Consider the following 25982-nt stretch of genomic DNA (forward strand, 5'->3'; position numbering starts at 1 on the left):
CCGTGCAGTGGAACAGGAAGAATACCCGCCTATTTGCCGATGCAGAAGCTGGAAAAAATCTGATCCAGAATGGCGGCGCTGGTGATGGCGCCGGTGAGTTCCGCCAGCAGGGCCACGGCGGCATCCAGACGCACGGTCAGGATGTCGCAGGGCATGCCGGCGGCGTGTTCGGCGGCAAGCGCGGCCAGCTCGGCATCGGCCTGTTCCAGCAGCATGGTCTGACGCAGATTGGGTGTCAGTTCCCCGGGCCTGGGCTCCGGTGCGGCAGCGGCCAGCCGGTCGGCCATGATGGTGGCCAGGCTGTCCAGCCCCTGGCCCGTGGCCGCGCTCACCGGCACGGCGTCCGGAAAGGCCGCCAGGGCCGATGCAGCCGCCACGTCCATCTTGTTCAACACCACCAGCGCCCGATCATGCAGCCGGGCCAGCAGGGCCCGCTCCGGGCTGTGCGGCTGCGCGGCGGCGTCCGAACGGGCATCCACCACCAGCAGCACCAGATCCGCACCGTCCATCAACTCGCGGCTGCGGGCAATGCCCTGGGCTTCTGCGCCGTCCAGCCCGCCGGGGACAATCTCGCCTTGGTCGCGCAGCCCAGCCGTATCCACCAACCGGACGGCCATGCCCGCCAGCAGCAGGGATTCTTCCAGATAATCCCGCGTGGTGCCCGGCACCTCGGAAACGATGGCCCGCTGCCGGCCCAGCAGGGCATTGAGCAGGCTGGACTTGCCGGCGTTCACCCGCCCGGCCAGCACCACCAGCGCGCCTTCGCGCCAGACACGGGTCCGGCGATGCTGGGCCGCCAGCCCGGCCACTGCCTCGCGGACCTCAGCCACCTGCGCCTGGAACGCATCCGGCGGCAGGCATTCCACTTCGTCCTCGGGGAAATCCACAGCCAGGCAGCAGTCGCGCTTGAGGGATTCCAGAATCAATCGCAGGGAGTCGATGCGTCGGGACAACGCTCCGGAAAGGCGGTCCTGCGCCAGTTGGGCCGCGGCGGTGGTGGGGGCGGCGATGGCCTCGGCCACGGCCTCGGCCTGGGTGAGATCCAGCTTGCCGTGCAGAAAGGCCCGGCGGGAGAACTCCCCGGCCGATGCCGGCCGTACCAGCCCCGTGGCCAGCACGGTTTCCAGCACCGCTCGCAGAATGGCGCCGCCGCCATGGCAGTGCAACTCGGCCACATCCTCCCCGGTGAAGGATCGGGGGGCGGGAAAGAACACGGCCAGGCCTTCATCAAGCACCCGGCCATGCGCATCAAGCACATGGCCGTGGTGCAGGTGTCTTGGGAGAAACTCGCCAGTTGCGCGGGCTGAGGGCCGGAACATGCGGGCCAGCACCTCGCGACAGTGCGAACCAGAGAGCCGGACCACCCCGACCCCGCCCTGGCCGGGCGGCGTGGCGATGGCGGCGATGGTGTCGTCCCCGGAGTAGGACACGGCGCTGCCCGATTATTGCTCTGCCGGCGGGGGAGGCGTCGCGGGGGACGTCTCGGCAGGCGTCATCGCGGTGGGCGGCTCGGGTGCCGGGGCAGAGGCAGGGGCAGGGGCAGCGGCTTCCCCGATATCACCCCTGATATCGCCCCCGGTGTCACCCCCGACATTATCCTGTTCGCCGGCCGATTGGCCCTGCTCGGCGCCAGCGGCCTGCCGCTGGGCATCGCCCTGGCTGCGCCTGCGACGGGGACGCCGGGGCCGACGCGGCTTGGCGGGAGACTCGCCGCCGTCGGCAGCACTGCCATTGGAGCCCGCCTCGGGCCGGCCGTTGGTCTGGGGCGCGTCCGCAGCACCGGCAACAGCCTCGACTGCGGCGCCGTCCTCCGGCCCCGGGGCACGGCGGACCTTCTTGGGCATGATGATCACCCGTTTGAGCGCGCCTTCGCCCTTGCTGCGGGTGACGATGCCGCCATCCTCCTGCAAGGCGAGATGGATGACCCGGCGATGGTACGACGAAAGCGGCCGCGTGGACTGGGCCTTGCCCGTGGTCCGGGCCTTTTCCGCCAGGCCCAGGGCCAGTTGGCGCAGGGTGTCGTCCTGGCGTTCTCTGTAGTTGCCGGCCTCCAGGGACACGCGAGGCAGGGGCCCTTCGCACTGCTTGGCCAGAATGCGGTTGGCCAGATATTGCAGGGCGGCCAGGGTGCCGCCTTCCTTGCCGATGAGCAGCCCGGCGTCCTCGCCGGCATCCACGCCCACCAGAATCTTGCCTGGCTCGGGCATGGAGAGCTGCAGCACCGGTTCGCCCACGAGGGGAGCCAGGAGCTGTTCCAACATCTGCTGGACCTGCTCCTTCACCGCCTCGGCCTGCTCGTCGCCGAGGTCGGGCAAGGCGGACGCCGCAGGGGCTGACGAGGCAGGACGGGCGACGGCTTCGCCGGAATCCTCCGACATCTGCGCGGACTGGCGGGACCGGGCAGGCCGGGGCGCGGCAGCCGGGGCTTCCGCACCTTGCGCGGCGCCATCCTTGCGCGCGGGCTTCTGACGGGAGCGGCTGCGGCGGGATTTTTCCTGCCCGTTTTTGCCGCCGTTTCCGGCAGGCGCCGGCCCGGCATCGGGTGTGTCGGCCGTCCCTTCGGGGGCTGGGGTCGCCGGGGAGATGGGTGCCGTCTCCGTGGCGGACGGATCCGCCTGGACTGCGACGGGCGCTGCAGGCGCTTGCGGCCGGGGCTGTTCCGCAGCGGCGGCGTCTTCCAGCGGGGCCCGCACGGCCTCCCGCACGGCTTCCATCTGCTTGCGGGGCGATTCCCGCCGCCGGGCCTTGATCTGCGCCTTGCGTGCGCCCACCAGGCCGAAGATGCCGGCCTTGGCGTCGCTGATGATGTCTATCTCCAACTGGGCTCTGGCAACGTCGAAGTAGGTCAGGGCCTGGGATATGGCGTCGTCAATGCTTTTGCCTTCAAAAATCCGAAACTCGTCCATTGTCTCTCCCGCAATCATGGCTTGAGGATGCGCGCTGCGTGCGCCATCAGGCGTTCCGGAGCATCCACTTCTGCTGCGCGATGGAGAGCACGTTGTTCACCAGCCAGTACACCACCAGTCCCGCAGGGAAATTGAGGAACATGAAGGTGAAGATCACGGGCATGAGCATCATGATCTTGGCCTGGGTGGGATCTCCGGGCGGGGGGCTCAACTTCTGCTGCAGGAACATGGTGGCGCCCATGACGAGGGGCGTCACATAATAGGGATCCTTGGCCGAGAGGTCCGCCAGCCACACCAGATCCGTGAATGGCACGTGGGAAATGAACGGCGCATGCCGCAGCTGGATGGCGCCCAGCAAGGCCTGGTACAGGCCGATGAACACCGGAATCTGCAACAGCATGGGCAGACAACCGCCCGCAGGGTTCACCTTGTACGTCTTGTAGAGACTCATCATCTCTTCGTTCATCTTCTGGCGGTCGTCGCCGTGCTTTTCGCGAATCTTGGCCATCATGGGCTGCAGCTTTTTCATCTGCTCCATGGACTTGTAGCTCTTTGCGGAAAGCGGCCAGAACAGAATCTTCACGCAGACGGTGAGGAGGATGATGGCCACGCCATAGTTCCCCACCAGCGAATAGAAGTAGTTGAGCGCCACCAAGAGCGGCTTGGCAATGACGCTGAAAAAGCCGTAATCAATGGCGGCGGCCAAATTGCCCGGCAACTCATTGAGGTAGACGGGATCCTTGGGTCCGAGGTAGTAGCCCATCTGCAGGGTGGTTTCCGCGCCCGGGGCCAGCTGATCCGCCGGCTTGGACAGGGTGGTGCGGAAGATGCCGTCCTCGATTTTGGCCAGGAACTGCCCAGGCGCGCTCGGGTCCACGGGTGCGACCACGGCCATGAAGTAGTTGCTGATGATGCCGCCCCAGCGCACGCCCAGGTCGCGCTGGAAGCCTTTCTCGCGCAGATCGTCCTTGTCCTGATCTTCCTTGAAGCCTTCGTCGTCGTAGGCGGCCACGCGGGTGACGTTGTAGCTGTCGCCGTCGGCAGTGAAGGGCAGCACGGCCATGGTGAAGCGGACGTCGCCCACCTGTTTGGCGTCTTCGCTGACGTTGTGGATGGTCAGCGATTCGGCAATATAATAGGTGGAAGGATCAAAGGTCAGGGTACGCTTCAGGCGAATGCCCGCGGCCTCGCCCACGAAGGACAGGGTCGCGTTTTTGCCGTCAGCCAGGTTCAGCTCGGAAACAGGCTGGCCGTCCGCACCCAGGGCCGGCCCCCAGGAAAAGACGTCCCAGGTGGGGTACTTGGAGAGCAGCACACCCATGGGATGCGCGGCCGAGGCGCCCTGCGCCACCAGATCCACATCCGGCGCACCATCGGCGATGGACACCTGATAGCGATGCAGCTGGAACGTGGAGCACCAGCCGCCGGCGGAGTTGAAGACCGCCTTGTACAGCGGGCTCTGCACCACCACGGGAGTGCCAGTCACGGTTTTTACCGGTTCAGGCGTGACGGGCGCGGCAAACTGCTCGGCCGGGGAAGACTGCGCTTGCGTAGTGTTGCTGGCCGTGGCGTTCACCACTGGCGGCGGCGCCTTGGGCGCGGGAAAGAAGTACCCCCACCCCAGGAGTACCCCCAGGGACAGGACCACGGCAACGATGAGGCGCTTTTGATCAGGAGAATTCTGCATGTGCACTGAGCCTTGCTCTGCAGCGCCGCACGGCCGGCACGCAAGGCCGAGCGCATGCGCTGCGAATCGGTTGAGTTGCCGCATCCCGCACCCACTGCCACGCGCCGAGCAGGCGCGGCGGGCGCATGATGCGATCCTGCTGCGAGGGTCTGCGCACGGTGCGTCAGCCCCGCCGTCTGTCGGCCGTCTGCAGGTTCGCGCCGGAGCCCTGCGGCCGGCATGCGCCGTCCGCCCGCTCCAGTCGGCCAGCCAGGCCTGCCCTGGCAAACCACGCAGGCAACCGTTCCGGGACGGGGTCCACCCCGCCGGCATTCCAGGGATTGCATCTCAGAATGCGCCACATGCCCAACAACATTCCTGCCGCCAGGCCGTACGCGCGCACTGCACCGATGGTATACTCCGAACACGACGGCCAAAACCGGCACGCGCGGGGCAAGCACGGCGAGAGAACTGTCTGATACCCTTTGATGCACCAAATCACAAGCCCTGCAACAGGGCCAATGCGGGGCGTGGCGGATTTTTTCATGCAGCACGACGCAAGAAGACGATGCAGCGGCGGATCAGCCGTCGCCACCACAGGACGGGCGGACGGAGGCAGCCTGATGCAGGCAGTCTTTCCAGGCCCGCCGTGCCAGAGGCGTCAGCTCGCGAGCAACGGTTTCCAAATCCAGGGCCAGCACGTCCACCCCGCGCCGCGGCACGGCCACCAGATCCAGCCCGGCCAGCGTCGGCACGGGCGATCCCGTGTCGGGCCACGCAAGCACATGCCGGTGCAGCCGGAACCACTCCCGCAGCACCCGCTTGCACCGATTGCGCACCACGGACTTGCCGATCTTGCGACTCACCGCCATGCCCAAACGATGCTGCGGCTGCGCCAGGACGTCAGCCTGCCCGCAGCCCGGCAACAACTCCGCCACGACGCGCGACCGCACGAACACCAGGAAACTCCGCGAGCCGTAGCGACGGCCCGTGTCGTAACACTGCTGGTACTCCGGCCGATGCCGCAGCCTGTGGCATTTGGGATGGGTCCGGGAATGGACCTGGGGCTGTGCCAACGGCCGAACTAGGCAGCCAGCCGCTTGCGGCCCTTCGCCCGACGACGACGCAGCACCGCCTGGCCGTTCTTGGTCCGGGACCGCACCAGGAAACCGTGGGTGCGCTTGCGCCGAGTCGTGTGCGGCTGGTAGGTCATTTTCTGAGCCATGATGTCTTCTCCTGCGATGAAAATATGGAACGGATGAGAATAGCCTTGAACGTCTGGCCAGTCAAGTCTGTTTCGCGCCCGGCACGCAACGCGGCCGCAGCCCCTCCGGCACCCGCCAGCGCAGCCCCTCTCTTGACAGCTGCCGCTCTAGCCCCTACGTACCAGTGTCGAATCAGTTACGCCCAAGGAGCGCATCACATGGCTTATGACATCCGGCTCGCCAAGATCATCACCGGCGACATCATCCTCGCCAAATTTCAGGATGACCTCTACAAAGATCCCGCCATCTTGCAAACCATCCCCACAGAAGCCGGCGTGCAGATGATGATGCTGCCCTTCGGCTACCCTTTTGAGCAGGAATTCGGCGGCGAAATCAAGGCCGAGCACGTCCTGTATCAGTACAAGAACTGCCCGGAAGAACTGAAGAACAAATATCTGGAAGCCACCAGCAACCTCACCCTGGCCACCCCCGGCACCCTGCGCAACCTGTCCAATCTGGCAGGCGGCGCGGGCGGCAAAATGGGCGGCATTTCCGGGCTCATCAAGAAGTAGCTGTCTTCCTTCCGCATCATCCTTTTCCCTTCCGAGAACGCCTCCGGCCGGCGGGTCTGATTCGAGACATCAGGCCGACTGCCCACCGGGGGCGTTTTCGTCATTACCACCATGCGCACACTCCTCCCGCTGCTTCCCAGGCCCACCCGCTACCTCGGCAGCGAGGACGGCAGCCTGCGCACCCCGCCGGACCCCTGCCGGGCCCGCATCGCCCTGGCGTTTCCGGATCTGTACGAGGTCGGCATGTCGTACACCGGCCAGGCCATCCTGCTGCACACCGTGAACAGCCGGCCCGGTCTGTTCGCCGAGCGCGTCTATGCCCCGGACGACGAGGCCGCCGCCATCATGGCCAGCCACGGCGCGCGCCTCTCCACCTTGGAGACGGGCACGCCCCTGGCGCAGTGCGACGTGGTGGGCTTCCACCTCACCCACGAGCTGTGCGCCACCACCGCCCTGTGGATGCTGGATCTGGCCGGCATTCCCCGCCGCAGCGAACAGCGCGCCCCGGACGCACCCGCCGGGAGTCAGGCGGAATTCGGAGGCTGGCCGCTGATCCTGGGCGGCGGCGGCATCACCTGCAATGCGGAATTTCTGACGCCCTTTCTTGATGTCATGGTTCTGGGCGATGGCGAATTCATTCTGCCGGATGTACTGGAGATGGTGGCGGATTTTCGGGATGCCGGCCGGACGCGCCGCGAGCTGCTGCAGGCGCTGGCCGCCGTGCCGGGCCTGTATGTGCCTTCCGTGCCCCAGGCGCGCGTGGAGCGCGTCTTCGTGCCGGATCTCAATGCCGTGGACTATCCCCTGCGCTCGCCCCAGGCCTTCGGTGCGGTGCACGACCGCTACACCATTGAGATTGCCCGCGGCTGCACCCGGGGCTGCCGGTTCTGCCATGCCGGCATGGTCTACCGCCCGGTGCGCGAACGCAGTCTGGACACCCTGGAAACCATTGTGGAACAGGGTATTCAGGACTCGGGCTACGAAGAGATTTCCTTTCTTTCCCTGTCCACGGGGGATTTTTCCGCCCTGGAGCAGCTGTTCGACCGCAGCCTGCCGTGCTGCCGGGCCGAGCAGGTGGCCATCTCCCTGCCCTCCTTGCGGGTGGGATCCATCTCGCCCACGGTCATGGCCAAGATCGCCGGGCTGCGCCGCACGGGCGTGACCATTGCCCCCGAAGCCGGCAGCCAGCGCCTGCGCGACGTCATCAACAAGGGCGTCACCGAAGAGGCATTGCTGGAGCACGTGCGCGAGCTGTTCCGCCTGGGCTGGGATCAGGTGAAGCTCTATTTCATGCTCGGCCTGCCCACGGAAACCCGGGCGGACATGGATGCCATTCTGGACCTGTGCCGCAAGGTGGAGGCCGTGGGCCGGGAGGTCAAGGACCGGCCGGGCCGGCTGCAGGTCACGGCGGCGGTGTCCACCTTCGTGCCCAAGCCGCACACACCGTTCCAGTGGGACCGCCAGCTCAGCCTGGGCGAGACCCGGGAACGCATCGGCTATCTGAAGTCGCTGTTCAAGCCCCACCGCCGGCTGGCCCTCAAGTTCCACATGTCGGAAATGAGCTGGCTGGAGGGCGTGTTCTCCCGTGCCGACCGCCGGCTGGCCCAGGCCGTGGAACTGGCCTGCGACATGGGCGTGCGCTTCGACAGCTGGACAGACCGCCTGGACATCTCCATCTGGCGGCAGGTCTTTGCGCAGTGCGGCATTGAGGCCGACACGTACCTCGACGCCCGCGATCCTGCCGCACCCCTGCCCTGGGACCATCTGCATCCCGGCGTGCGCAAGGAATTTCTCCTGGCCGAGCGTCGCCGCGCCCTGGCCGGCAGCCTGACGGAAGACTGCCGCTACGGCCGCTGCACCCGGTGCGGCGCCTGCGAACACGAACCGGCCCACCACCTCAACCAAGCCACACGGGATCAGGCCGCGCCGGCAACGATCCTGCAGGACGAGACGGAGCAGGCCGCGCCGGCCAAGGCCAGCCTGGGCGACAAGGCCGTGCAACTGCGGCTGTGGTACGAGACACTGGGCCCGGCGGCGTATCTGTCCCAACGCGAGCTGGCGCAGGTGTTTGAGCGGGCTTTCCGCCGCGCCCGGCTGCCCCTGTCCTTTTCGCAAGGGTTCCATCCCCTGCCCCGCGTCTCCTTTGGCCGCGCCCTGCCCGTGGGGGTGGAGAGCCTGCAGGAATGCCTGGACCTCTGGCTGCGCGAGGCCATCGAGCCCGCGGAAGCGCTGCGCCGGCTGGGCGGCCGCTTCCCTGCCGGCATCGCCCTGACCGCCGTGGAAGACATCGGCCCCCAGAAGCAGGTCCTGGATTCCATGACGGATCTGTACCGCCTGGAGCTTCCCGAGGAGCACCCCCTGCGGGACCGCCTGCCCGCGCTGCTGGCCGAGTTCCTGGCCCTGCCCTCCAGTCTCCTTACCGTGAGCGGCAAGAAGGGCGACCGCACCCTGGAGGTGCGGCCCATGCTGGCCACAGCGGAGATGATTGCCCCGGGCCAGGCCGAATTGCGGCTGGACTGGACGGCCGGGTACGTGAATCCCCTGGCCCTGGTGCGGCATATTCTCAGGGATGCGGCGCCGGGCAGCTTCCGGCTGCTCAAGGTGCGCCACGGCGCGGGATGATTTCGGCTTCCCGCGCAGCGGTGATTGCCTTTTGCCACGCCCTCGCCTATTTTCACGCAACGCCATCCATCCTTCTGGACGCAGGAGCGTGCCGCCATGGATTCGTCACTTGCCGCATCCCTGTATTTCGAGCGCATGGAAGCCTTGCTCAAGGCCAGCCAGTCCCTGGCGGCCATCGAGTCCATGGATCGGCTCATGCCCCGGCTCATGGAACTGGCCGAGGAAGTGACCGTGGCGCAGGCCTCGTCCATTCTCCTGCACGATCCCGCCACCCAGGAACTCAGCTTCTGGTACGCCCGCACCGGCGAAGGCTCGCCCGCCACCACGGAAGATATCCTCAAGTCCTCCATTCGCCTGAAGCCGGGCGAGGGCATCGCCGGCTGGGTGGCCCAGCACCGCAAGGCCCTGCTCATTGAGGACGTGCGGGAAGACCCCCGCTTCTGCAACCGGGCGGACATGGCCACCGGGTTCATCACCCGCGACGTCATCTGCGCGCCGATCATCTATCAGGATGAGCTGCTGGGCGTCATCCAGGTGCTCAACGCCCTGCACAAGCCCCACTTTGACGGGGAAGACGCCAAGGTGCTGGAATGTTTTGCCTGTCTGGCGGCGGTCTCCATCATCCGCGCCCGGCTGCTGGAGGAGCGTCTGGCCCAGCGGGTACTGGAGACCCAACTGCAGACCGCGGCCAAGCTGCAATCCCTGTTCTGGCCGGCCCTGCCGGCCCTGAGCCATGGCGCGCGGTTGTGGGCGTTCTCGCGTCCAGCGCGCTTCGTGGGCGGGGATTTGTACGACTGCATCGAGCTGCCAGATGACAGCATCATTCTCTATGTCGCTGATGTTTCAGGAAAAGGTCTCCCGGCCTCCCTCATCATGGCCGCGGTGTGGACCCAGCTGCGCACCCAGGCGTATCTGACCCCCCACCCCGGCGAGTTGCTGGAGCGGGTGAACGAGCCGCTGCACACCCTGCTTGCCCGCGAGGGATACTTCGTCACCTGTCTGGTCTGCCGGTTCTGGCCGGCCACGGGCCAGGTGCAGGCGGCCATGGCCGGGCATCCGGCCCCCCTGTGGCGCTGTGGCGAAGCCTGGAAGCCCTTTCCCCGTGCGGCGGACATGCCCCTGGGCGTGAGCACGGGCGTGCGCTATCCTTCCGTCTCCATGGAGCTGGCCCCCGGCGACGGCCTGCTGCTGTACACGGATGGCCTCACCGAGGCCTTCAATGAACAGGGAGAGCGGTTCGAAGAGACCATCATGGCGGCGGCCCTGGCCGAGGCCGTGAACGCCGAATCGCAGGACGGACAACGTCCCCCCGTGGGCGACACCCTGGTGGCCCGGCTGGACGCCTGGCGCGGCACGGCCAGCCAGTCCGACGACCTGACGCTGCTGGAACTCTGGCGGGAGGCTACGCCCGCGTCCTGAGGGGATTTTGAAAAAGGGCGTTGCGAGAGGGGAAACCTTTTTGCAAAAGGTTNAAAGGGGGTTCGGGGGAAGAACCTTTCTTCAGAAAGGTTTTCCCCCGAGAACTCCTTTCAAAAATACCTTGCCTTACCGTCCTGTCGGCTGCTCCCGCCCGGCCTGCACCACGTGCGGCACGTCCAGGATGAGGGCCAGGTCGCCATCGCCCTGCACGGCCGCGCCGGCAAACTCCGCCCGGTGCCGAAACAGCGCACCCAGGGGCTTGACCACGGCCTGCTGCTGCCCGAGCACTTCATCCACCACCAGCCCTGTGCGCTGCCCGGCGGCCTGGGTGACGACCACATGCTCAATGGCTGGCGTCTCTCCTGCCACGGAAAACAGCTCCCGCAGAAAGACGCAGGGAACGAGGGCCTCGCGCAGGGCCAGGAGCCGATCGCGTCCCCGCCCCTGCCGGTGCAGCTCCACACACTCCTCCACCATGGCCAATGGAATGATGAACCGTTCCTGCCCCACCCGGACCTGCAGGCCCTCGATGATGGCCATGGTCAGGGGCAGGCGGATTTGCACCGTGACGCCGCTCCCCGGCGTGCTGGTCAGCGTCGCCTGACCGCGCAGGGCGGCGAGGGTGCGGCGCATCAGCTCCAGGCCCCGGCTTGTGTCTGCATCCTCGGCATGGGGAGGAGCAGGAGAGAAGCCGGGCTGACACAGCAGGTCGAACAGCTCGTCGTCGGAGAGCGCCTGCCCGTCCCGCACCAGCCCCAGCGCCTGCGCCCTGGCGGCAATGGCATCGTGGTCCAGGCCGCGGCCGTCATCGGCAAGGGTGACGATCACGGTGCCGGCAGCCTGGGTGGCGTCGAGGGTGATGGCGCCCCGGGGCGGCTTGCCCGCGGCGCGCCGCTCGGCCGGCGTCTCCAGACCATGCTCCAGGGCGTTGCGCAGCAGATGCAGCAGGGGGGTAGCCAGTTGCTCCAGCACGGTCTTGTCCAGCTCGGTCTCGCCACCTCGGGCAATAAAGGCGGCATCCTTGCCCAGCTCATGGCACAGGTCGCGCACCGTGCGGCGGAGGCGGCCAAAGACCGTGCCCAGGGACGCCATGCGCATGCCCATGGCCTGATCGCGCAGGGAGGCGGAGAGGTATTCCAGCTCCTCCACCACCCGCTGCAGGGGGGCATCGCCCAGCCGGGTGCTGATGGCCAGCAAGCGTGACTGGGCAATGACCAGCTCGCCCACCAGCCCTACCATATGTTCCAGCTTCCGGGCATCCACGCGGGTGTCGGTCTGGTTCGCCGTGCGAGGCTCCGCGGCAGAAGTCTGGGCGGCACGACGCAAGGAATGCGTTGAGGACGTCGCCTCCCGTTCCTCGTTTTCCTTCTTTTCTGTCGCCACCGGCGGCGAAACCGGCGAAACCGGCAAAACCGGCGCAACGGGAGACGCGGGTGGTTCGGCGGATGCCGCCAGGGGACGCACGGTCACGGTGGCGGCGTCTTCCACAAAAATGAACAGGTCGCGCACGCCGTTTTCGTCCAGCGGGCCGTCAAACTCGCACTCCCAGGCCAGCAGGGGCGTGGCCGGTTCCACCAGTTCCAGGCAATCCATGCCGCGCGGCTGCGGCGTGAGGCCCCGGGCTCCGGCCTCCTCCAGGCTCTGCAACAGTTCCAGCACGTCCACCCGGCCGAAGAGGTCCGGCGCGTTGGGCGCGAAGCGCACGTGCCAACGGTATCGGGGCGATTCGGCGGCCTCGGGCAATGGGGGTGCCGGCGCAGGTGCTGCAGACCGGGCCACAGGAAGCAGTCGTTGCTCCAGGATCCGGGTCATCCCCTGCAGCTCGTCAGCAAGGACATGGCAGGACTCTGCCTGGACAGCCGCGGCAAGGAGATCCCGCGCGGCAAGCACCAGCTCCAGGAGATCCGGAAGCATGCGCGCGGTGTCTCGGCGCACGGGTTCCAGAATGGACTCCAGCACATGCGTCAGGGCAGCCACGTCCGTGCAGCCCACCATGCCGGCGAGGCCCTTGATGGTGTGGAAGGCCCGGAACAGCCCCTGCACGTGTTCCACGCAGCGCGGCCCCGCGTGCAGGCCGCACTGTTCCAGGGCCAGCAGCGCGCTTTCCGCGACCTCCAGCTGCTCGGCCATCTCTTCCCGAAAGGCCTCATCCGGGGGCGGGTGCTGCATGGCATGGCTCCTTTTTCGCAAGAGGGCTCAACGGCCCGACCGCCACCCTTACATCGCGCCAGGGAAGCCGCGCAAGCCGTAGCTGTCAAAAGCCACTCGGTGAAATCCGGCCATGCGCAGCGCTCCCGACAATACCGGCGACATGGCCGTGCAGGAAACCGCCACCTGGCGAGCCTTGGCAGACAGCCATGTGGCCCACAGAAGCTGCAGGAAGGTGATGTCCACTTCCTCCACGGCGGCGCAATCCAGCTCCAGGGCGGGACGCTGCTCCAGGGCGGCGAGCAGTGCCCGCTTAAGGTCCGCCGCCCGCTCCGCCGTGGCCCGACCGGCAATGCGCAGCCGACAGACGGCGGGGGCGAGGTCCAGCGCCACGCCGTCGGGCATGTCGGCCGTGGATGGGGGGGGCGACACTGCCCGGCCAATCCCCTGGCCAATCCCCTGGCCAATCCCCTGGCCAATCTCCTGGCCAATCTCCTGGCCAATTTCCTGGCTGCTTTCCCGGCCAGCCTGCTGGGCCGCCTGCTGTTGCACGGCGCGGTCAAAGGCCGCCGTCATGGCGTCCACCTCCTCGGGCACCACAGGCGAAGGGCCGGCCAGGCGCACGGCCGATGCGGCCGGCGGCATCGCGGTGCTGCACGGCTGGTTGGTGTCCTTGTCCACAAGATAAATGAGTTCCTGGGGCAGCTGGAAGATGACCTTCACCAGATCCTGCTCCAGGATGGAGGCGTACAGCAGATAGAACGGAATGCGGTTGGAGGGCGCATCCTCCAGGGTGCCCACGGCCTGGAAATCCACCCGGCAATCGAGAATCTGGCCGCTTTTTTCCAGAAAGCGCAACAGCTCCAAGGGCGACTTGTTCCGCTTGTGCACATGATGAATGAGATCGTATTCCACCAGATACACGTAGTTGCCGCCCTTGCGGGCCTGGGCCAGCGCGTGCTCGGACATGGTGAAGCCCTCGCGCCCGTCCGGCAGCCGCAAGGTGCACATGGTGACCACGGCGGCGCGCTGTTCCGGCGGCAGGCTCCCCTGCACCAGCCGGGTGAGGGTCTCCAGGTGGGGCGCCACATCCACGTCGTCACAATGCTCCACATCCTCGAGCATGAGATTCAGGGCGTCGAAGGCGGCCAGCACGACATTGATGACCTGATGCGACGGCATCAGATCATGGCCGCGCACCTGATCCAGCACGTTTTCGATGCCGTGGGACAGATCGCGCATGGCCGACAGGCCCAGAAAGGCCGCACTGCCCTTGATGGAATGCGCCGTGCGGAAGACCTTGTTCACCAGCTCGGGATCAAACCCGGCGCCGGCCTCTTCGATATCCAGCAGATCCTGTTCAATGTCTGCAAGATGCTCCCGCGCGTCCTCCACGAACATGGCCAGAATGGAATCGTCCACGCTTCCCCTCCCTTCGCTTGTCCGCAACTCGCCTGGTGCTTATGTATAAAACAAGGCGTTATGCCAAGGAAAACGCTTCCCATTGAGCGATTCTTCCCCCTGCAGCGCCCTTGTTACATCATGTTGATACGTTCACTAGCCCCGTAGCAGTTCGAAATGCTTGTCCAGACGCATCGCCTTGAACAGGCTCGCGATATCATCGCCGACGCGAATCAGGGCCAGACCGCCGCCCCGGGCCTTGAGGGAATTGTGTGTGGCGATGAGCAGGCCAATGCCCACGGAATCCACCATGTCCACCCCGGCGCAATCCAGCACCAGATGGCGGGCGCCCTCGTCCACCAGCGTTTTCAGCTCCTGCCTGAGTTCCTGCACCACGGCGGCGACAATATCGCCCCGCGGCGTCAGTTGAACGGTTTCTCCCTGGCGGGTGATTTCGCTCATGGCCGCATTTCTCCTGAGACGTTTGGACAATCGGATGCGATTGCCCTTGGCGTTGAACGCAATATCGTCAAAACAGCTGTGGACGATGGGCAACCCCCGGCCGGAGACGGCCTCCGGGGCCGGCGGCTCCAGGGAGCGGGCCTGCCAGTCAAAGCCGGGGCCCTGATCCTCCACTTCAATACTCACCCGGTCCGACTCCACTTCCAGCATCAGGGAAACGACCTTGGCCGGATCGTTCCCGGACCCGTGCAGCATGGCGTTGAGCAAGGCTTCCCGGATGCCAAGGATAAGGGTGAAGCCCTCCTGGGCGGCATCGTGGCGGGCCAGATGCTCCCGGGCCAGGCGGCAGGCGTCCTCGATGCAGGCCACCGCCGCCGGCATGCGCAACTGCAGCCGCGCGCCTTCCACGCGGGCCGCCACATTGCATGATGGCTGCTGCCCCCCCATGCGGCCTACACCTCCACCAGCAGCAGCACGGTGTCGTCCTCGGCAGCATGCTGCGGTACGCCGAGGTCCCGGGCCACGGCCCAGGCGCATTCTTCCAGGGGAGCGGCCGCATGCCGGGCCAGACTCTCCAGCAGCGCCGCCTGCCCCGCAGCCAGGGTGCGCCGCGGCGGCCGGAATCGCTCCAGCAGGCCATCGGTGTACAGCAGAAAGCGATCCCCTGGCGCAACAGCACACTGCAGCGGCTCCAGAAACACCGAGGCGAACACGCCCAGGATGTCCCCCTGCGCCTCCAGCAAGACCGGCGCTCCGCCCCGCGGCAGATGCACCGGCGCAGGATGCCCGGCGTTCACCAGCACGGCCCGGTTGCGCAGGCGATCCACATGCAGGCTCTGGGCCGTGAGGAACCGGCCGCCGAACAGCACCGTGGCGAGCACGGAGTTCATGGTCTTGAGGGTCTCTTCCGGGCTGAACAACGGGCCTGAATTCTGGTGCAGCAAGGCCTTGAGGGAGGACGTGACAAAGGACGAGCCCAGATCGTGCCCGCAGATGTCGGCCACAAAATAACAGCACGTGCCTTCCTTGACGGGCAGCACGTCGTAAAAATCGCCGCCTGCCTCCAGCGCCGGGAGGTAGCAGACAGCAAAACGGGCCTGGGGCACGTCCTCAGGCCGCACCAGCATGGCCCGCTGGGCGTCGGCAAGCTCCTGGAGCTTGGCCGCCTGTTCCGCCACCAGGGCCTTGCGCGCCCGGGCCAGCTTCACATGCAGCCGCACCCGGGCCAGAACCTCGGCCTTTTCGAAAGGCTTGCCGATGTAGTCCACCGCCCCCAGCTCCAACCCCTTGACCTTGTTTTCCACGTCCGTCAGGGCGGAGACGAAGATGATGGGAATATCCAGGGTGGCGGGATGCAGCTTGAGCAGCCCGCACGTCTGAAATCCGGATTCCTCGGGCATCATGATGTCGAGCAGGATGACGTCCGGCTGCCGCGCAACGGCCAGTTCCCGGGCAGTCTCGCCGTTGTTGGCGGCGATCACCAGAAAGCCTTCCGCCTTGAGCAGCCCCTGCAGCACCAGCACGTTCAGGGGTTCGTCATCCACCACAAGGACGAGGGGCTCCCGGGACAAGCCCTCGGGAGGGCGGGGAGTCTGGTCGGGCGGCGAAGCATCCGCCTGGGGGCGCGACGTCATGGTGTGCATGTGCGTGTCCAGCTCGCCTGAATTCCTGACTGCCGCACAACCTCCGCCCCCGGTGGAAGGCGGACGGCGACAGGCGACGTGTGTTCCATGAGTGCCATGGCCGGCATGGGCTGGCAACTGGTTTTTCCCGCAACGCATGGAGGATGCGCAATTTCCCGCCTGGAGCATGCCCTTGACTGGCATGGCGCGCGATTAGGGGATTATCCCTATATTGAATGAAAAACCATTATGCCATAAGACCGTCGCTCAATTGTGACAATTTCAGGAGAACATAGTTATCGCAGGCTGATATTCTGCACAGATTCCTCTTCCGCACCGCCCGAGCGCTCTTCCAATCTTAAGGAGTTATCCATGTATTGCAGGTTTTTACGAGTCGTCGGCCTTGTCATGGCAGCGTGCCTGCTTCTGGCTGGCGCCACCACTGCCCAGGCCAGGCCTTACAAAATCGGGATGATCCATTGGATCGCGTACTCTCCCCTTAATGTGGCCGACGTCAAAGGGTTCTGGAAAACCCTGGGGCTGGAGGTGGAGGTGGTGAACTTCGGATCCAACCAGGAACTCAATGGCGCGCTGGAGCACAAGCGCATCGACATCGCCTGCGACATGATGGGCTCCTGGGTGGGCATGTACATGGCGGGCGCGCCCCTGAAGATCGTGGCCGAGACCGACTGGTCCTTCGGCGGCGACAAGATCATCGTCAAGAAGGGCGTCACGCCCGAGCAGCTCAAGGGCTCCACCGTGGGCATTTACCTCAATCAGCCCTCGGTGACGTATTTCCTCAACAAGTATCTGGCCTCCATCAATGTGCCGCTCAAGGATGCGCAGCTGGTGGAACTGGAGCCCGAGGCCCTGGCGGACAACTTCATTTCCGGCCGGTTCCAGGCCATCGTCAATTACGATCCCCAGGCCCTGCGCGCCGAGCGCGACGGCGGGGGCGAAGTCATCGCCACCAGCGCCAGCTGGGAAGGGGTGATTCCCGAAGGTCTGGTGGCCCGGGCCGACGTGCTGGCTGAAATTCCCCGCGAGGATCTCATCAAGGTCATCCAGGGCTGGGCCCAGGCGGTGGAGTGGTCCAAGGATTCGGCCAACTGGGCGGAGTACATGACCATTCTCAACGAGAAGACCTTTGAGGGTGAAGCGCCGTACAGCGAGGCGGACCTGAAAGCCATGCTGGATTCCGTGCGCATCCACAGCCGCGCCGAGCAGCTCGCCCGCAACAAGGACGGCCTGCGCCAGTATCTGGTGGATCTGCACGCCTTCCTCAAGGAAAACGGCATGCTGACCAAGGAATTCGCCCCCGAGGATCTGCTGGCCGCCGATGTGGCCGTGGACGCCCTTTCCCGATAACCTTTCGCAGGTTCCCCCGGCCGGCTCGACCGGCACCCGGCCGGGGGATCTCCTCTCCGTCAGGAGCACGCCATGGCCACTCGCCTCCGCACCTCGGGTATCGGCTTCATCCGCGGCAGCATGCTTGCCGTTTTTGTTCTGTTCGCCATCCTGGCCGCTGTGCAAGGCTGGTTTTCCTATGCCAACAGCGCCCGCATCCATGCCCAGGGCAGCCAAACCATGGCCCGGCAGAACGAACTGGCCGCCTTCCAGCACACGCTGCTCTCCATGCGGCTCTCCATGTTCCGCTACCTCGGCTCCAGCAAGCCGGAAGTCATGAAGGACGTGGGCGCGCTGATGGATGCCCAGCAGCAGGCCATGCACGCCTTTCTGAACGGGCATGATGCGCCCGACACTGTGCGCGCGTTGTGCAGCCAGATCGTCGGCGAATATGCCGAGGCCAGAACGCTCCATTTCGATTTCAAAACCAAAAACGCCTATGCGCTGATCAACGAACAGAGTGAACAGACCTTTGCAGCCCTGATGCAGAATTTGGACACCTTCATTGCCGACCAGTCCGCCGCCAGTCTGCACCGCATGGATGCCGTGGTGGCTGGGTCCACCGCCGTGGGGCTGGGCATTCTGGCCATGGTCATTGTGGTGGTGGCCGGGAGCATGGAGTTTGTGCGCCGGGTGGTGCTCTCCCCCCTGGCCTCATTGAGCGCCTTTGCCGAGGAAGTGGCCTGCGGTTCCCTGAACGCCACTGCTGCCGGCCGGTTCAAGGGAGAGATGCGCATCCTCAAGACCGCCATCGAAGCCATGGTCCGCGAACTCAAGGTGCGCCTGGGCTTTGCCCAGGGCGTGCTGGAAGGCATCGACTTTCCTTGTCTGGTGGCGGACACCGCCGGTCGGACCACATTTGTGAACCAGGAAATGCTGGACATGCTGGAGCTGCGCGGCGGCCTGCAGCAGGCCCTGGGCCAGGAGGCCGGCGCCCTGTTCTGCCGCGAACCCGGCTGCCGGGAGGGGGCCGCCCAGGTGATCACCCGCGTCATCGAAACCGGCCAGGCCCGCAAGGAAGAGATCGAGCACCACGCGCCCTCGGGCCGGCGCAGCGTGATCAGCCTGTCCACCTCCCCGGTCCGGGATCTGGATGGCAACCTCATCGGCGCCTTCAGCCTGTGGCACGATCTGACCCCCATCCGGCAGAACGAGCACAAGGTGATGGCGCAGATGCACATGCTGGCCGACGCCGCCCACAAGGCCCAGCGGATTGCGGATTTCGTCTCGCAGGCTTCCACCGAACTGTCCTCGCAGATCGACCAGACCACCTCCGGCGCGGAACAGCAACGCCAGCGGACAGACCAGGCCGCAGCAGCCATGGAGCAGATGTCCGCCACCGTGACCGAGGTGGCCAGAAACGCCGGCGTGGCCGCGCAAATCGCCGATTCCACGCGCGAGCAGGCGGCGGCAGGCGAAGCCGTCATCAACGACGTCATCGCCCTGATTGGCCGGGTGAGCAGCCAGGCTGAATCCCTGCGGGCAGACATGGAAGACATGCAGCGCCAGGCCCAGGGAATCGATCAGATCATGACCGTGATTGCCGATATTGCCGACCAGACCAACCTGCTGGCCCTGAACGCCGCCATTGAGGCGGCCCGGNTGCCGTGGTGGCGGACGAGGTGCGCAAGCTGGCGGAAAAAACCATGGCCGCCACCAAGGACGTGGCCCGCTCCGTCTCCTCCGTGCAGGCCAGCGCCCGCAAAAACATGGAGAACACCCGCGGCACCACCATGAGCTTTGAGCAGGCGGCCGGCTATGTGCAGCGCAGCGGCGAGGCGCTGCGGCGCATCGTCTCCCTGGCGGAGGAAACCGCCCAGCAGGTGGCGTCCATCGCCGCCGCCTCGCAACAGCAGTCCGCCTCTTCGGAGAGCATCAACGCCGCGGTGGAGGCCATCCATACCATTGCCCAGGAAATGGATTCCGCCATGCGCCAATCCTCCCACGCCACGGGCGAACTGGCAGGGCAAAGCCTGGAGCTGCACCGGCTGATTACCGAAATGCGCGGGTCCAACACGGCCCGGGCCGTGTAAGCATTGTTGCACCCATTGAAAATCTGCGCAAAGTCCACGCCGGAAGCAGCCAAGGCAGGGGCTGCCACGCGTTGACCGAACGCGCAAAGTCTTATACCCTTTTGACATGCATACTGATCCACCTGCACGTCGCCCGGCAGGCGCACCCGGCAAGGAGCCTTTGTCCCGGCCTGCGTCTGCCGACATCGCCCCGCCCCGGTTCCGGCTGGACCCCTCGCACACTGCCCCGGCCACGGGAGACCGCAAACGCCTGGGTGAAATGCTGGTGGAGGAAGGCCTGCTTTCCACCGAAGATCTGCACAAGGCCCTGGCCGCGCACAAAAGCTACGGCATGAAGCTGGGGCAGTACCTCATCCAACGCAATCTGGTGGATGAGCGCAGCATCGTGCGGCTGCTGGCCAAGCAGTTGCGGGTGGAGCTGTTCGACCCCGAACTGTATCCGCCCGATGTCTCGCTGTCGCAGGTGGTGCCCGAGGCTGTGTCGCACAAGCATCTGCTGGTGCCCATCAAGCACACCGGCGACATGCTGATGCTGGCCATGATGGACCCCACGGACCTCAACGCCATCGACATCATCGGCAAGCTCACCCGGCTGTATGTGGAGCCGGTGATCTGCACGGAACAGGAGTACGTCTCCTACTTCTACAAAATTTACGGCCGGATGCTGGAAGGCATTGCCGATGTGGATTACGACGTGGAGCGGCCGCAGGGCGCGGAGGACTCCACCTTCACCATCTCCTCGCTGCAATACATGGCCGAGGACGCGCCCATCATCAAGCTGGTGAACTCCACACTGGTGGCGGCGCTGGAGCGGCGCGCCTCGGACATCCACATCCAGCCCCGGCAGGAGTCCATCCTGGTGCGCTTCCGGGTGGATGGCAAGCTGGAGGAAGCCCCGGCCCCGCCCCGGCAGTTTTACCTGCCCTTCATCTCGCGCATCAAGCTCCTTTCAAACATGGATATTTCCGTCTCCCGCATCCCGCAGGACGGCCGCTTCACCTACCGCACCCGGGAGCGCGAAATCAGCGTGCGCACCTCCACCATGCCCACCATCTGGGGCGAAAAGGTGGTGCTGCGGCTGTTGGACCAGTCCGGCGACGCCATGGACCTGGAGCAGCTGGGCCTTGATCCGCGCGAGCAGAAAATCATCGAAGTGGGACTCAAACGCCCCTACGGCATGCTCCTGGCCACCGGCCCCACGGGCAGCGGCAAAACCACCCTGCTCTATGCCCTGCTCAAGCGGCTGAACACCACGGACGTGAACATCGTCACCCTGGAAGATCCCGTGGAATACCGCATGGATTCCATTGCGCAAATCCAGCTGAACAGAAAGGCGGGCATGACGTTCGCCTCGGGCCTGCGCTCCGTGCTGCGTCAGGATCCGGACGTGATCATGGTGGGGGAAATCCGGGACCTGGAAACGGCGGATATCGCCGTGCGCGCAGCCCTGACCGGCCACAAGGTGCTTTCCACCCTGCACACCAACAACGCTGCCGAGACCATCACCCGGCTCACCGAAATGGGCATTGAACCGTTCCTGGTGGCCTCCACCCTGCTGGTGTCCGTGGCGCAACGGCTGGTGCGGCGCGTGTGCACGGACTGCTGCGAAGAGTTTCTGGCCACGCCGAACATCCTGAAAGCCATGCAGGTGAAGACCTCGGAGCAGATCCGCATCCGCCGCGCCGTGGGCTGCCCGCGTTGCGGCCGCACGGGCTTCAAAGGACGCATCGGCGTGTACGAAATCCTGGAGATCGATCAGGCCATGCAGGACCTGATTCTCAAACGCGCCAGCTCCGCCACCATCCGCAACACCGCCGTGGAGGCCGGCAAGCTGCATACCCTCAAGCAGAATGCCGCCATCAAGGTGCTGCGAGGGCTGACGACCATCGAGGAATACATGAGCGTGGCCTTCGAGCACTAGAGCACGTTACCCTTGAAAAGAGCTGTCGGGGGAAAACCTTTCTGGAGAAAGGTTTTTCCCCCGCACCCCCTTTCCAAAGACTTTTTTGTTAGGACTGCAAAATACGATCAAAGTGTTGGAAGGGGAGAGCGCGAGAGGGGAGAACCTTTTGCAAAAAGGTTTCCCCTCTCGCAACGTCCTTTTTCAAACATAAAAGGCTCTAAAACTCATACTGCTGCGGCTGCGGGCCGCTGCCGGTGCCGGGCACGGCTTCCAGCTGTTCCTGGCGCTGCTTGCAGTGGATGCACAAGGTGGTGACTGGCCGGGCCTTGAGCCGGGCAACGCCGATGGCCTCGCCGCATTCCTCGCATTCGCCGTATTCGCCGTCCTCGATGCGCTGCAGGGCTTCGCGGATTTTGCGCAGCATGGTGTGCTCGCGTTGTCTGAGGCTCAACAAAAACTCGCGTTCCGATTCTGCGGAGGCCCGATCCGCCGGGTCGGGCATGTCCATGTCGCCGCCCTGCATGGAGGCCACCGTGTCGTCGCCGCGTTGCAATATCTCGTTGGCCATGCCCTTCAACAGCGTCTTGAAGAACTCCATCTGCTCGTGATCCATGATCCCTCGCTCGCCCATTCCGTTTATCATATGAAAACAGCAGTTCCGCGAAAACGGAATCACTTGCCGTCGCATTGCATGCTGCGCCACGGCTCCCTGCATTTGCACACTCGCCCGTTGCGTCTGCGATGCTGGGCGCAGCTGTATCACAAATTAAAAAATGTCAAAACGGTAATGTGGCCTTCGCGCAAATTTAATGCTAGGCAACGCAGGCAATGCCAACCCAAGATCCCGCCTCACATCGGCAGCCATCCATCATGACCATCACGCCCCCCTCCTCTTCCGACGCTCCCGAGCACACCAGCAATGGATGCACGGATCCCGACTGCATGGACCCGGCACCCGGCGACCGGCAGTACGCCATGTTTGTGCTGAAGAACCTCCTGCTGCTGGCCCTGGGCGCGGTGCTGTATGCCGCGGGATTCAACGGCTTTGCCCTGCCGCACACCATGCTGGCGGGGGGGATTTCCGGCCTGAGCATGCTGCTGTATTACGTGCTTGGCGTGCCGGATCCGGCTGTGTGGTACGCCCTGCTCAACGTGCCGCTGTACGTGCTGGGCTGGATCGGGGTGAGCCGGCGATTTTTCTGGTACAGTCTGGCTGGAGCCGGAATGCTGACCCTGTGCCTGGAGCTGGTGCGCCCGGCGATGCATGTGGCCGACCCAGTGCTGGCCGTGCTGGCTGGCGGGGCGCTCATGGGCGCCGGCCTGGGCATTGCCCTGCACTCCATGGGGTCCCTGGGGGGGACAGACATCATCGCCATCCTCGTCTTCCAGAAATACGGCTTCCCCGTGGGGCGCTTCAACTTTCTGGTGAACGGCTTCATCCTGGGTGCCGGTCTTGTCGTCCTGCCGCTGCACGCCGTGCTGTATTCCCTGGCCATGATCTTCGTCTGCTCGGCCACCCTTGAATACTTTCTGGGGGTGTTCAATCAGCGCAAAATGGCGCTCATCATCTCCGACAAATATGAATGCATCGCCGAAAGCATCACCACACGGCTGCATCGCGGCTGCACCCTGCTCACGGGCGAGGGCGGGTTCACCCACAGCCCCAAAAAAGTGGTGCTGGCCGTGGTCAACAACATCCAGATCAAGCGGCTGGAGGAACTGGTCTACACCCAGGATCCCCGGGCGTTCATGATCACCCTGTCCACCTCCACGGTGCTGGGCGAAGGCTTCCTGAAGCGCAAGACCTACTGAGTGCGCTCCCACATCAACACTGCAGCCGTGCAGGGTTGATGTTCCGAGGCAATACACGGCAGTTTCCAGGCCCTACACGAATACCAACACGGCGGTGGCGTCGTCCTTGCCCTTGCGACGATCCACCTCAGCCAGCAGACCGTGGGCCAGGGTTTCGGGCATGCCGTCACGGGTCAGGAGCAGCCGCAGGGTGTCGTCCCCCAGGGGTTTGGATACGCCGTCCGTGCAGAGCAGGAAGCGGTCCCCAGGCAGGCAATGGACCATGGTCACGTCCGGCTGCGGGTCCCGTTGCATGCCCAGGCAGCGCATGAGCTGATGCCGGGCCGGATGCCGGAAGGCCTGGGACGAGCGCAGATCGCCCATGGACACAAGGTTGGCGGTGAAGGAATGGTCCTCGGTCAGGGGGGTGATGGTCATGTCTCGCAGCTGGTAGACGCGGCTGTCGCCCAGGTGGGCCACCAGGGCTTCGTCGTCGCGCAGCAGGAGCATGGCCAGGGTGGCGCTCATGCCCGTCAGCGCCGGCAGACGCTGGGCATGCTGCCGCAGATGGCGCGAGGCCCGGCGCACACAGCGCGCGACAATGTCGGCACAGGCATGCGGCCCGGTCTGGGGCGTGTTGGTCAACTCCCGACGCAGCAAGGCAGGCAGGGCCTTGGCCACAAACCGGGAGGCCACCTCGCCGGCAGCACGGCCGCCCACGCCATCGCTCACGATGCACAGGGACATGCCGCACGCCAGGGGCTCGGTAATGCTCCAGGCGTCCTGATTGCTCGTATGGCGAGGCCCGGCTCTACTCACACCGCAGGCATGCATGGTGCGCCTCAGGGTTGCAATAGCAGCCAGATCGGCTGCGCCATAAGGACCACTCCCACGGCCACGGAGCCGAGGGCGCTTGTCAGCACGGCGGCAGCCATGATGTCCTTCACGCGTCCATACCGCGGATCATGCTGCGGGCACAACACATCCACCAGAAATTCCACCGCCGTGTTGGCAATTTCCATGGCCAGCACCAGGGTGCACATGGCCAGGATGATGGCCAGTTCCTGCCGCGGCAGCCCCAGGCACACAGCCAGGGAAAGGGTGCCCAGCCCAATGGCGCCATGGATCCAGAAATTGCGCTGCGTGCGGGCCACGCAGCACAGGCCGGCCCAGGCATAGGAAAAGCTTCTGGCGAATTTGCGGGGCATGGCGGACACCTCGATCCCGCTGCCAATACCGGGACAGCGGCGGCTGGTCAACCGCGGCCCGCCCCCACCACCATGGCCTGTGCAAGGTTGCGCGCCCGGCCTGCCCACATGGAGGCAATGCTAGCCAACTGCCTCATTTTTCCGTATGTGTTCAAATGAGATTGGCTGTACTTCCACAACAGGCATGGCGGGACGCACTCATGACCGATTCACCGCAACGGACTTCTGCATATCAGGGCTCGCACCTTTTCACCGGAGCCTTGATCGTTTTCGATGCCCTGGCAGTTTTTTTTGCCATCTTCGTGTTCCGAGTCCTTTGCACAATCATCTGCGAACCGTTTCCCGCACATCCGGCATTCGCAGAACCAGTCCTTGCATCGCTGGTTACGGTATTGTGGATTCTTTCCCTTGCAGTTGCCGGCGTATACAACGACGAGAAAAGTTTTTTAGACATTGAACACTCCAAACGCACCCTCAAGGGCTTGTGTTTCGGATTTGCCACAGTCCTTCTTGTACTGTATCCATTTTTAACAAAAGCCACGTTGCTGTTCTTTGCCGGGGCATTTGTCATTTCTTCCGTGACGATTTTCTACGGACACATCGCCCTGCACCATCGTCTCCTCTTCCTGAAGATCAGATCCGGCAAGCGCATCATCATGTACGGCGCCGGCAAGCTCGGAAAAACGCTGTTTTCCGTCATCGGTTCTTCCAGACACAGCCTTGTGCCGGTTGCGTTTCTTGATGACGACCCCAAGAAGCTTGGAGACGTCTTTCATTCCTCCGGCCTGATGCAAAAAACGTCCTGTGCGGTGCTTGGCACCATACAGGATCTTGAAGAAATTGCCGTGCAGCACCGGGCAGAGGAACTCATCGTCACCATCTCCGACATCCGCGAAGACAAGTTGTACCGCATTGCCGAGCAATGCAAGACGCTTGGCCTGGAGATGAGTTTTGTGCCCAACCTCCATGGGTATTCAATTTATGAAATCCACGCCACGGTGCTCGGCGATATTCCCATTGTCCGCTTTCATCCGAAATGCCTTGCTCTCTACACACTGACGAAGCGATGTTTCGATGTTGCATGCAGCGCCATGATACTGCTTGTCCTGTCGCCGTTGCTGGTACTCATTGCCCTGGCCATCTATCTGCAGGACCGCCGCAATCCATTCTTCGCCCATGAGCGTACAGGGCTCCTCGGTGTCCCGTTCCGCATGTTCAAGTTCCGCACCATGCATTGCGGCGCGGATCCATACGCCTGCACCCCCGCCTGCAGCAGTGATGCGCGCATTACACGGATTGGTCGCCTGCTGCGAAAGTCCAGCCTGGATGAATTGCCGCAGTTGATCAATGTGCTTAAAGGCGAAATGAGCCTTGTGGGACCGCGGCCGGAAATGCCGTTCATCACTGCCTCATACACGAACGAGCAACGGCTGCGGCTGCGCGTGAAGCCCGGCATCACCGGGCTGTGGCAAATCAGCGTCGATCGGCACCAAGCCATCCATGACAACCTTGAGTACGATTTCTATTACATCCGCAATTGCTCGTTCTTTCTGGACCTGACGATTCTTCTGGAAACCGTCGCGTTTCTGTTTCGCGGCGTATAACCTGCTGAGTGGA

22 protein-coding genes are annotated in these 25982 nt (G+C 64.8%); 9 read left to right on the forward strand and 13 right to left on the reverse strand.

From position 1 onward, the window contains the following. Positions 1–29: 29 nt before the first annotated feature. From mnmE to rpmH, 6 genes are all read right to left on the reverse strand, one after another. Positions 30–1430 carry a tRNA uridine-5-carboxymethylaminomethyl(34) synthesis GTPase MnmE gene (gene mnmE / locus DGI_RS13815; protein ID WP_021761775.1) on the reverse strand — a complete coding sequence of 467 codons (1401 nt, stop codon included), beginning with the start codon at positions 1428–1430 and terminating at the stop codon, positions 30–32. 12 nt (positions 1431–1442) lie between these two features. Continuing rightward, positions 1443–2906 (reverse strand): RNA-binding cell elongation regulator Jag/EloR, encoded by a 1464-nt coding sequence (gene jag / locus DGI_RS13820; RefSeq protein ID WP_021761776.1) that lies wholly within the window; start codon positions 2904–2906, stop codon positions 1443–1445. A 46-nt stretch (positions 2907–2952) separates the two neighbouring features. Beyond that, positions 2953–4593 (reverse strand): membrane protein insertase YidC, encoded by a 1641-nt coding sequence (gene yidC / locus DGI_RS13825; RefSeq protein ID WP_021761777.1) that lies wholly within the window; start codon positions 4591–4593, stop codon positions 2953–2955. 163 nt (positions 4594–4756) lie between these two features. Next, the gene (gene yidD / locus DGI_RS19460) at positions 4757–5119 is read right to left on the reverse strand and encodes a membrane protein insertion efficiency factor YidD (RefSeq protein WP_081696925.1); all 363 of its coding nucleotides are present in this window, start codon (positions 5117–5119) and stop codon (positions 4757–4759) included. Positions 5120–5153: 34 nt separating this feature from the next. After that, complete coding sequence (gene rnpA / locus DGI_RS18065) at positions 5154–5648, reverse strand: ribonuclease P protein component (protein ID WP_021761779.1); 495 nt, start codon at positions 5646–5648, stop codon at positions 5154–5156. An 8-nt stretch (positions 5649–5656) separates the two neighbouring features. After that, positions 5657–5797 carry a 50S ribosomal protein L34 gene (gene rpmH, locus DGI_RS13840; RefSeq protein ID WP_021761780.1) on the reverse strand — a complete coding sequence of 47 codons (141 nt, stop codon included), beginning with the start codon at positions 5795–5797 and terminating at the stop codon, positions 5657–5659. A 198-nt stretch (positions 5798–5995) separates the two neighbouring features. Here rpmH and DGI_RS13845 point away from each other — a divergent pair, with 198 nt between their 5' ends. The 3 genes from DGI_RS13845 (at position 5996) to DGI_RS13855 (ending at position 10390) form a co-directional block, all read left to right on the forward strand. Beyond that, positions 5996–6349: a hypothetical protein gene (locus tag DGI_RS13845; protein ID WP_021761781.1), complete on the forward strand. Its 354-nt coding sequence runs from the start codon at positions 5996–5998 to the stop codon at positions 6347–6349. Between the two features lie 111 nt (positions 6350–6460). Continuing rightward, complete coding sequence (locus DGI_RS13850; RefSeq protein WP_021761782.1) at positions 6461–8971, forward strand: TIGR03960 family B12-binding radical SAM protein; 2511 nt, start codon at positions 6461–6463, stop codon at positions 8969–8971. A 96-nt stretch (positions 8972–9067) separates the two neighbouring features. Further along, positions 9068–10390, forward strand: a complete 1323-nt coding sequence (locus DGI_RS13855) for a PP2C family protein-serine/threonine phosphatase (protein WP_051286636.1) — start codon at positions 9068–9070, stop codon at positions 10388–10390. 126 nt (positions 10391–10516) lie between these two features. Here the strand turns inward: DGI_RS13855 and DGI_RS13860 are convergent, their stop codons facing one another. The 4 genes from DGI_RS13860 to DGI_RS13875 all read right to left on the reverse strand — a co-directional run bounded on the left by DGI_RS13860 (position 10517) and on the right by DGI_RS13875 (position 16044). After that, positions 10517–12559: a chemotaxis protein CheA gene (locus DGI_RS13860; RefSeq protein WP_021761784.1), complete on the reverse strand. Its 2043-nt coding sequence runs from the start codon at positions 12557–12559 to the stop codon at positions 10517–10519. Between the two features lie 48 nt (positions 12560–12607). Next, on the reverse strand, positions 12608–13960 hold the full coding sequence (locus DGI_RS17475; RefSeq protein WP_021761785.1) for an Hpt domain-containing protein: 1353 nt from the start codon (positions 13958–13960) through the stop codon (positions 12608–12610). A 135-nt stretch (positions 13961–14095) separates the two neighbouring features. After that, entirely contained in the window at positions 14096–14821 is a 726-nt protein-coding gene (locus DGI_RS13870) for an ATP-binding protein (protein WP_027193265.1), read from the reverse strand. 32 nt (positions 14822–14853) lie between these two features. Further along, on the reverse strand, positions 14854–16044 hold the full coding sequence (locus DGI_RS13875) for a PP2C family protein-serine/threonine phosphatase (RefSeq protein WP_235619966.1): 1191 nt from the start codon (positions 16042–16044) through the stop codon (positions 14854–14856). Positions 16045–16395: 351 nt separating this feature from the next. Here DGI_RS13875 and DGI_RS17480 point away from each other — a divergent pair, with 351 nt between their 5' ends. From DGI_RS17480 to DGI_RS13890, 4 genes are all read left to right on the forward strand, one after another. Continuing rightward, entirely contained in the window at positions 16396–17391 is a 996-nt protein-coding gene (locus tag DGI_RS17480; RefSeq protein ID WP_027193266.1) for an ABC transporter substrate-binding protein, read from the forward strand. 798 nt (positions 17392–18189) lie between these two features. Continuing rightward, on the forward strand, positions 18190–19167 hold the full coding sequence (locus DGI_RS19635; RefSeq protein WP_456152276.1) for a methyl-accepting chemotaxis protein: 978 nt from the start codon (positions 18190–18192) through the stop codon (positions 19165–19167). Then, on the forward strand, positions 19077–19463 hold the full coding sequence (locus DGI_RS19470; protein ID WP_051349749.1) for a methyl-accepting chemotaxis protein: 387 nt from the start codon (positions 19077–19079) through the stop codon (positions 19461–19463). The genes DGI_RS19635 and DGI_RS19470 overlap by 91 nt, the downstream gene beginning before the upstream one ends. 160 nt (positions 19464–19623) lie before the next feature. Then, complete coding sequence (locus tag DGI_RS13890) at positions 19624–21384, forward strand: GspE/PulE family protein (RefSeq protein ID WP_021761789.1); 1761 nt, start codon at positions 19624–19626, stop codon at positions 21382–21384. Positions 21385–21583: 199 nt separating this feature from the next. Here DGI_RS13890 and dksA read toward each other — a convergent pair whose 3' ends face one another. Continuing rightward, complete coding sequence (gene dksA, locus DGI_RS13895) at positions 21584–21979, reverse strand: RNA polymerase-binding protein DksA (RefSeq protein ID WP_021761790.1); 396 nt, start codon at positions 21977–21979, stop codon at positions 21584–21586. A 257-nt stretch (positions 21980–22236) separates the two neighbouring features. On the opposite strand from dksA, the gene DGI_RS13900 reads away from it, so the two are divergent. Next, positions 22237–23178, forward strand: a complete 942-nt coding sequence (locus DGI_RS13900) for a YitT family protein (RefSeq protein ID WP_235619967.1) — start codon at positions 22237–22239, stop codon at positions 23176–23178. A 72-nt stretch (positions 23179–23250) separates the two neighbouring features. Here DGI_RS13900 and DGI_RS13905 read toward each other — a convergent pair whose 3' ends face one another. Next, entirely contained in the window at positions 23251–23991 is a 741-nt protein-coding gene (locus DGI_RS13905) for a PP2C family protein-serine/threonine phosphatase (RefSeq protein WP_021761792.1), read from the reverse strand. A gap of 8 nt (positions 23992–23999) precedes the next feature. Continuing rightward, positions 24000–24365, reverse strand: a complete 366-nt coding sequence (locus DGI_RS13910; RefSeq protein ID WP_051286639.1) for a diacylglycerol kinase — start codon at positions 24363–24365, stop codon at positions 24000–24002. A gap of 200 nt (positions 24366–24565) precedes the next feature. Between DGI_RS13910 and DGI_RS17490 the strand changes: the two genes are divergently transcribed. Continuing rightward, entirely contained in the window at positions 24566–25969 is a 1404-nt protein-coding gene (locus tag DGI_RS17490) for a sugar transferase (protein ID WP_021761794.1), read from the forward strand. The last annotated feature ends 13 nt before the right edge of the window (positions 25970–25982 follow it).

The sequence above is a fragment of the Megalodesulfovibrio gigas DSM 1382 = ATCC 19364 genome, assembly GCF_000468495.1.
Lineage (GTDB): Bacteria > Desulfobacterota > Desulfovibrionia > Desulfovibrionales > Desulfovibrionaceae > Megalodesulfovibrio > Megalodesulfovibrio gigas.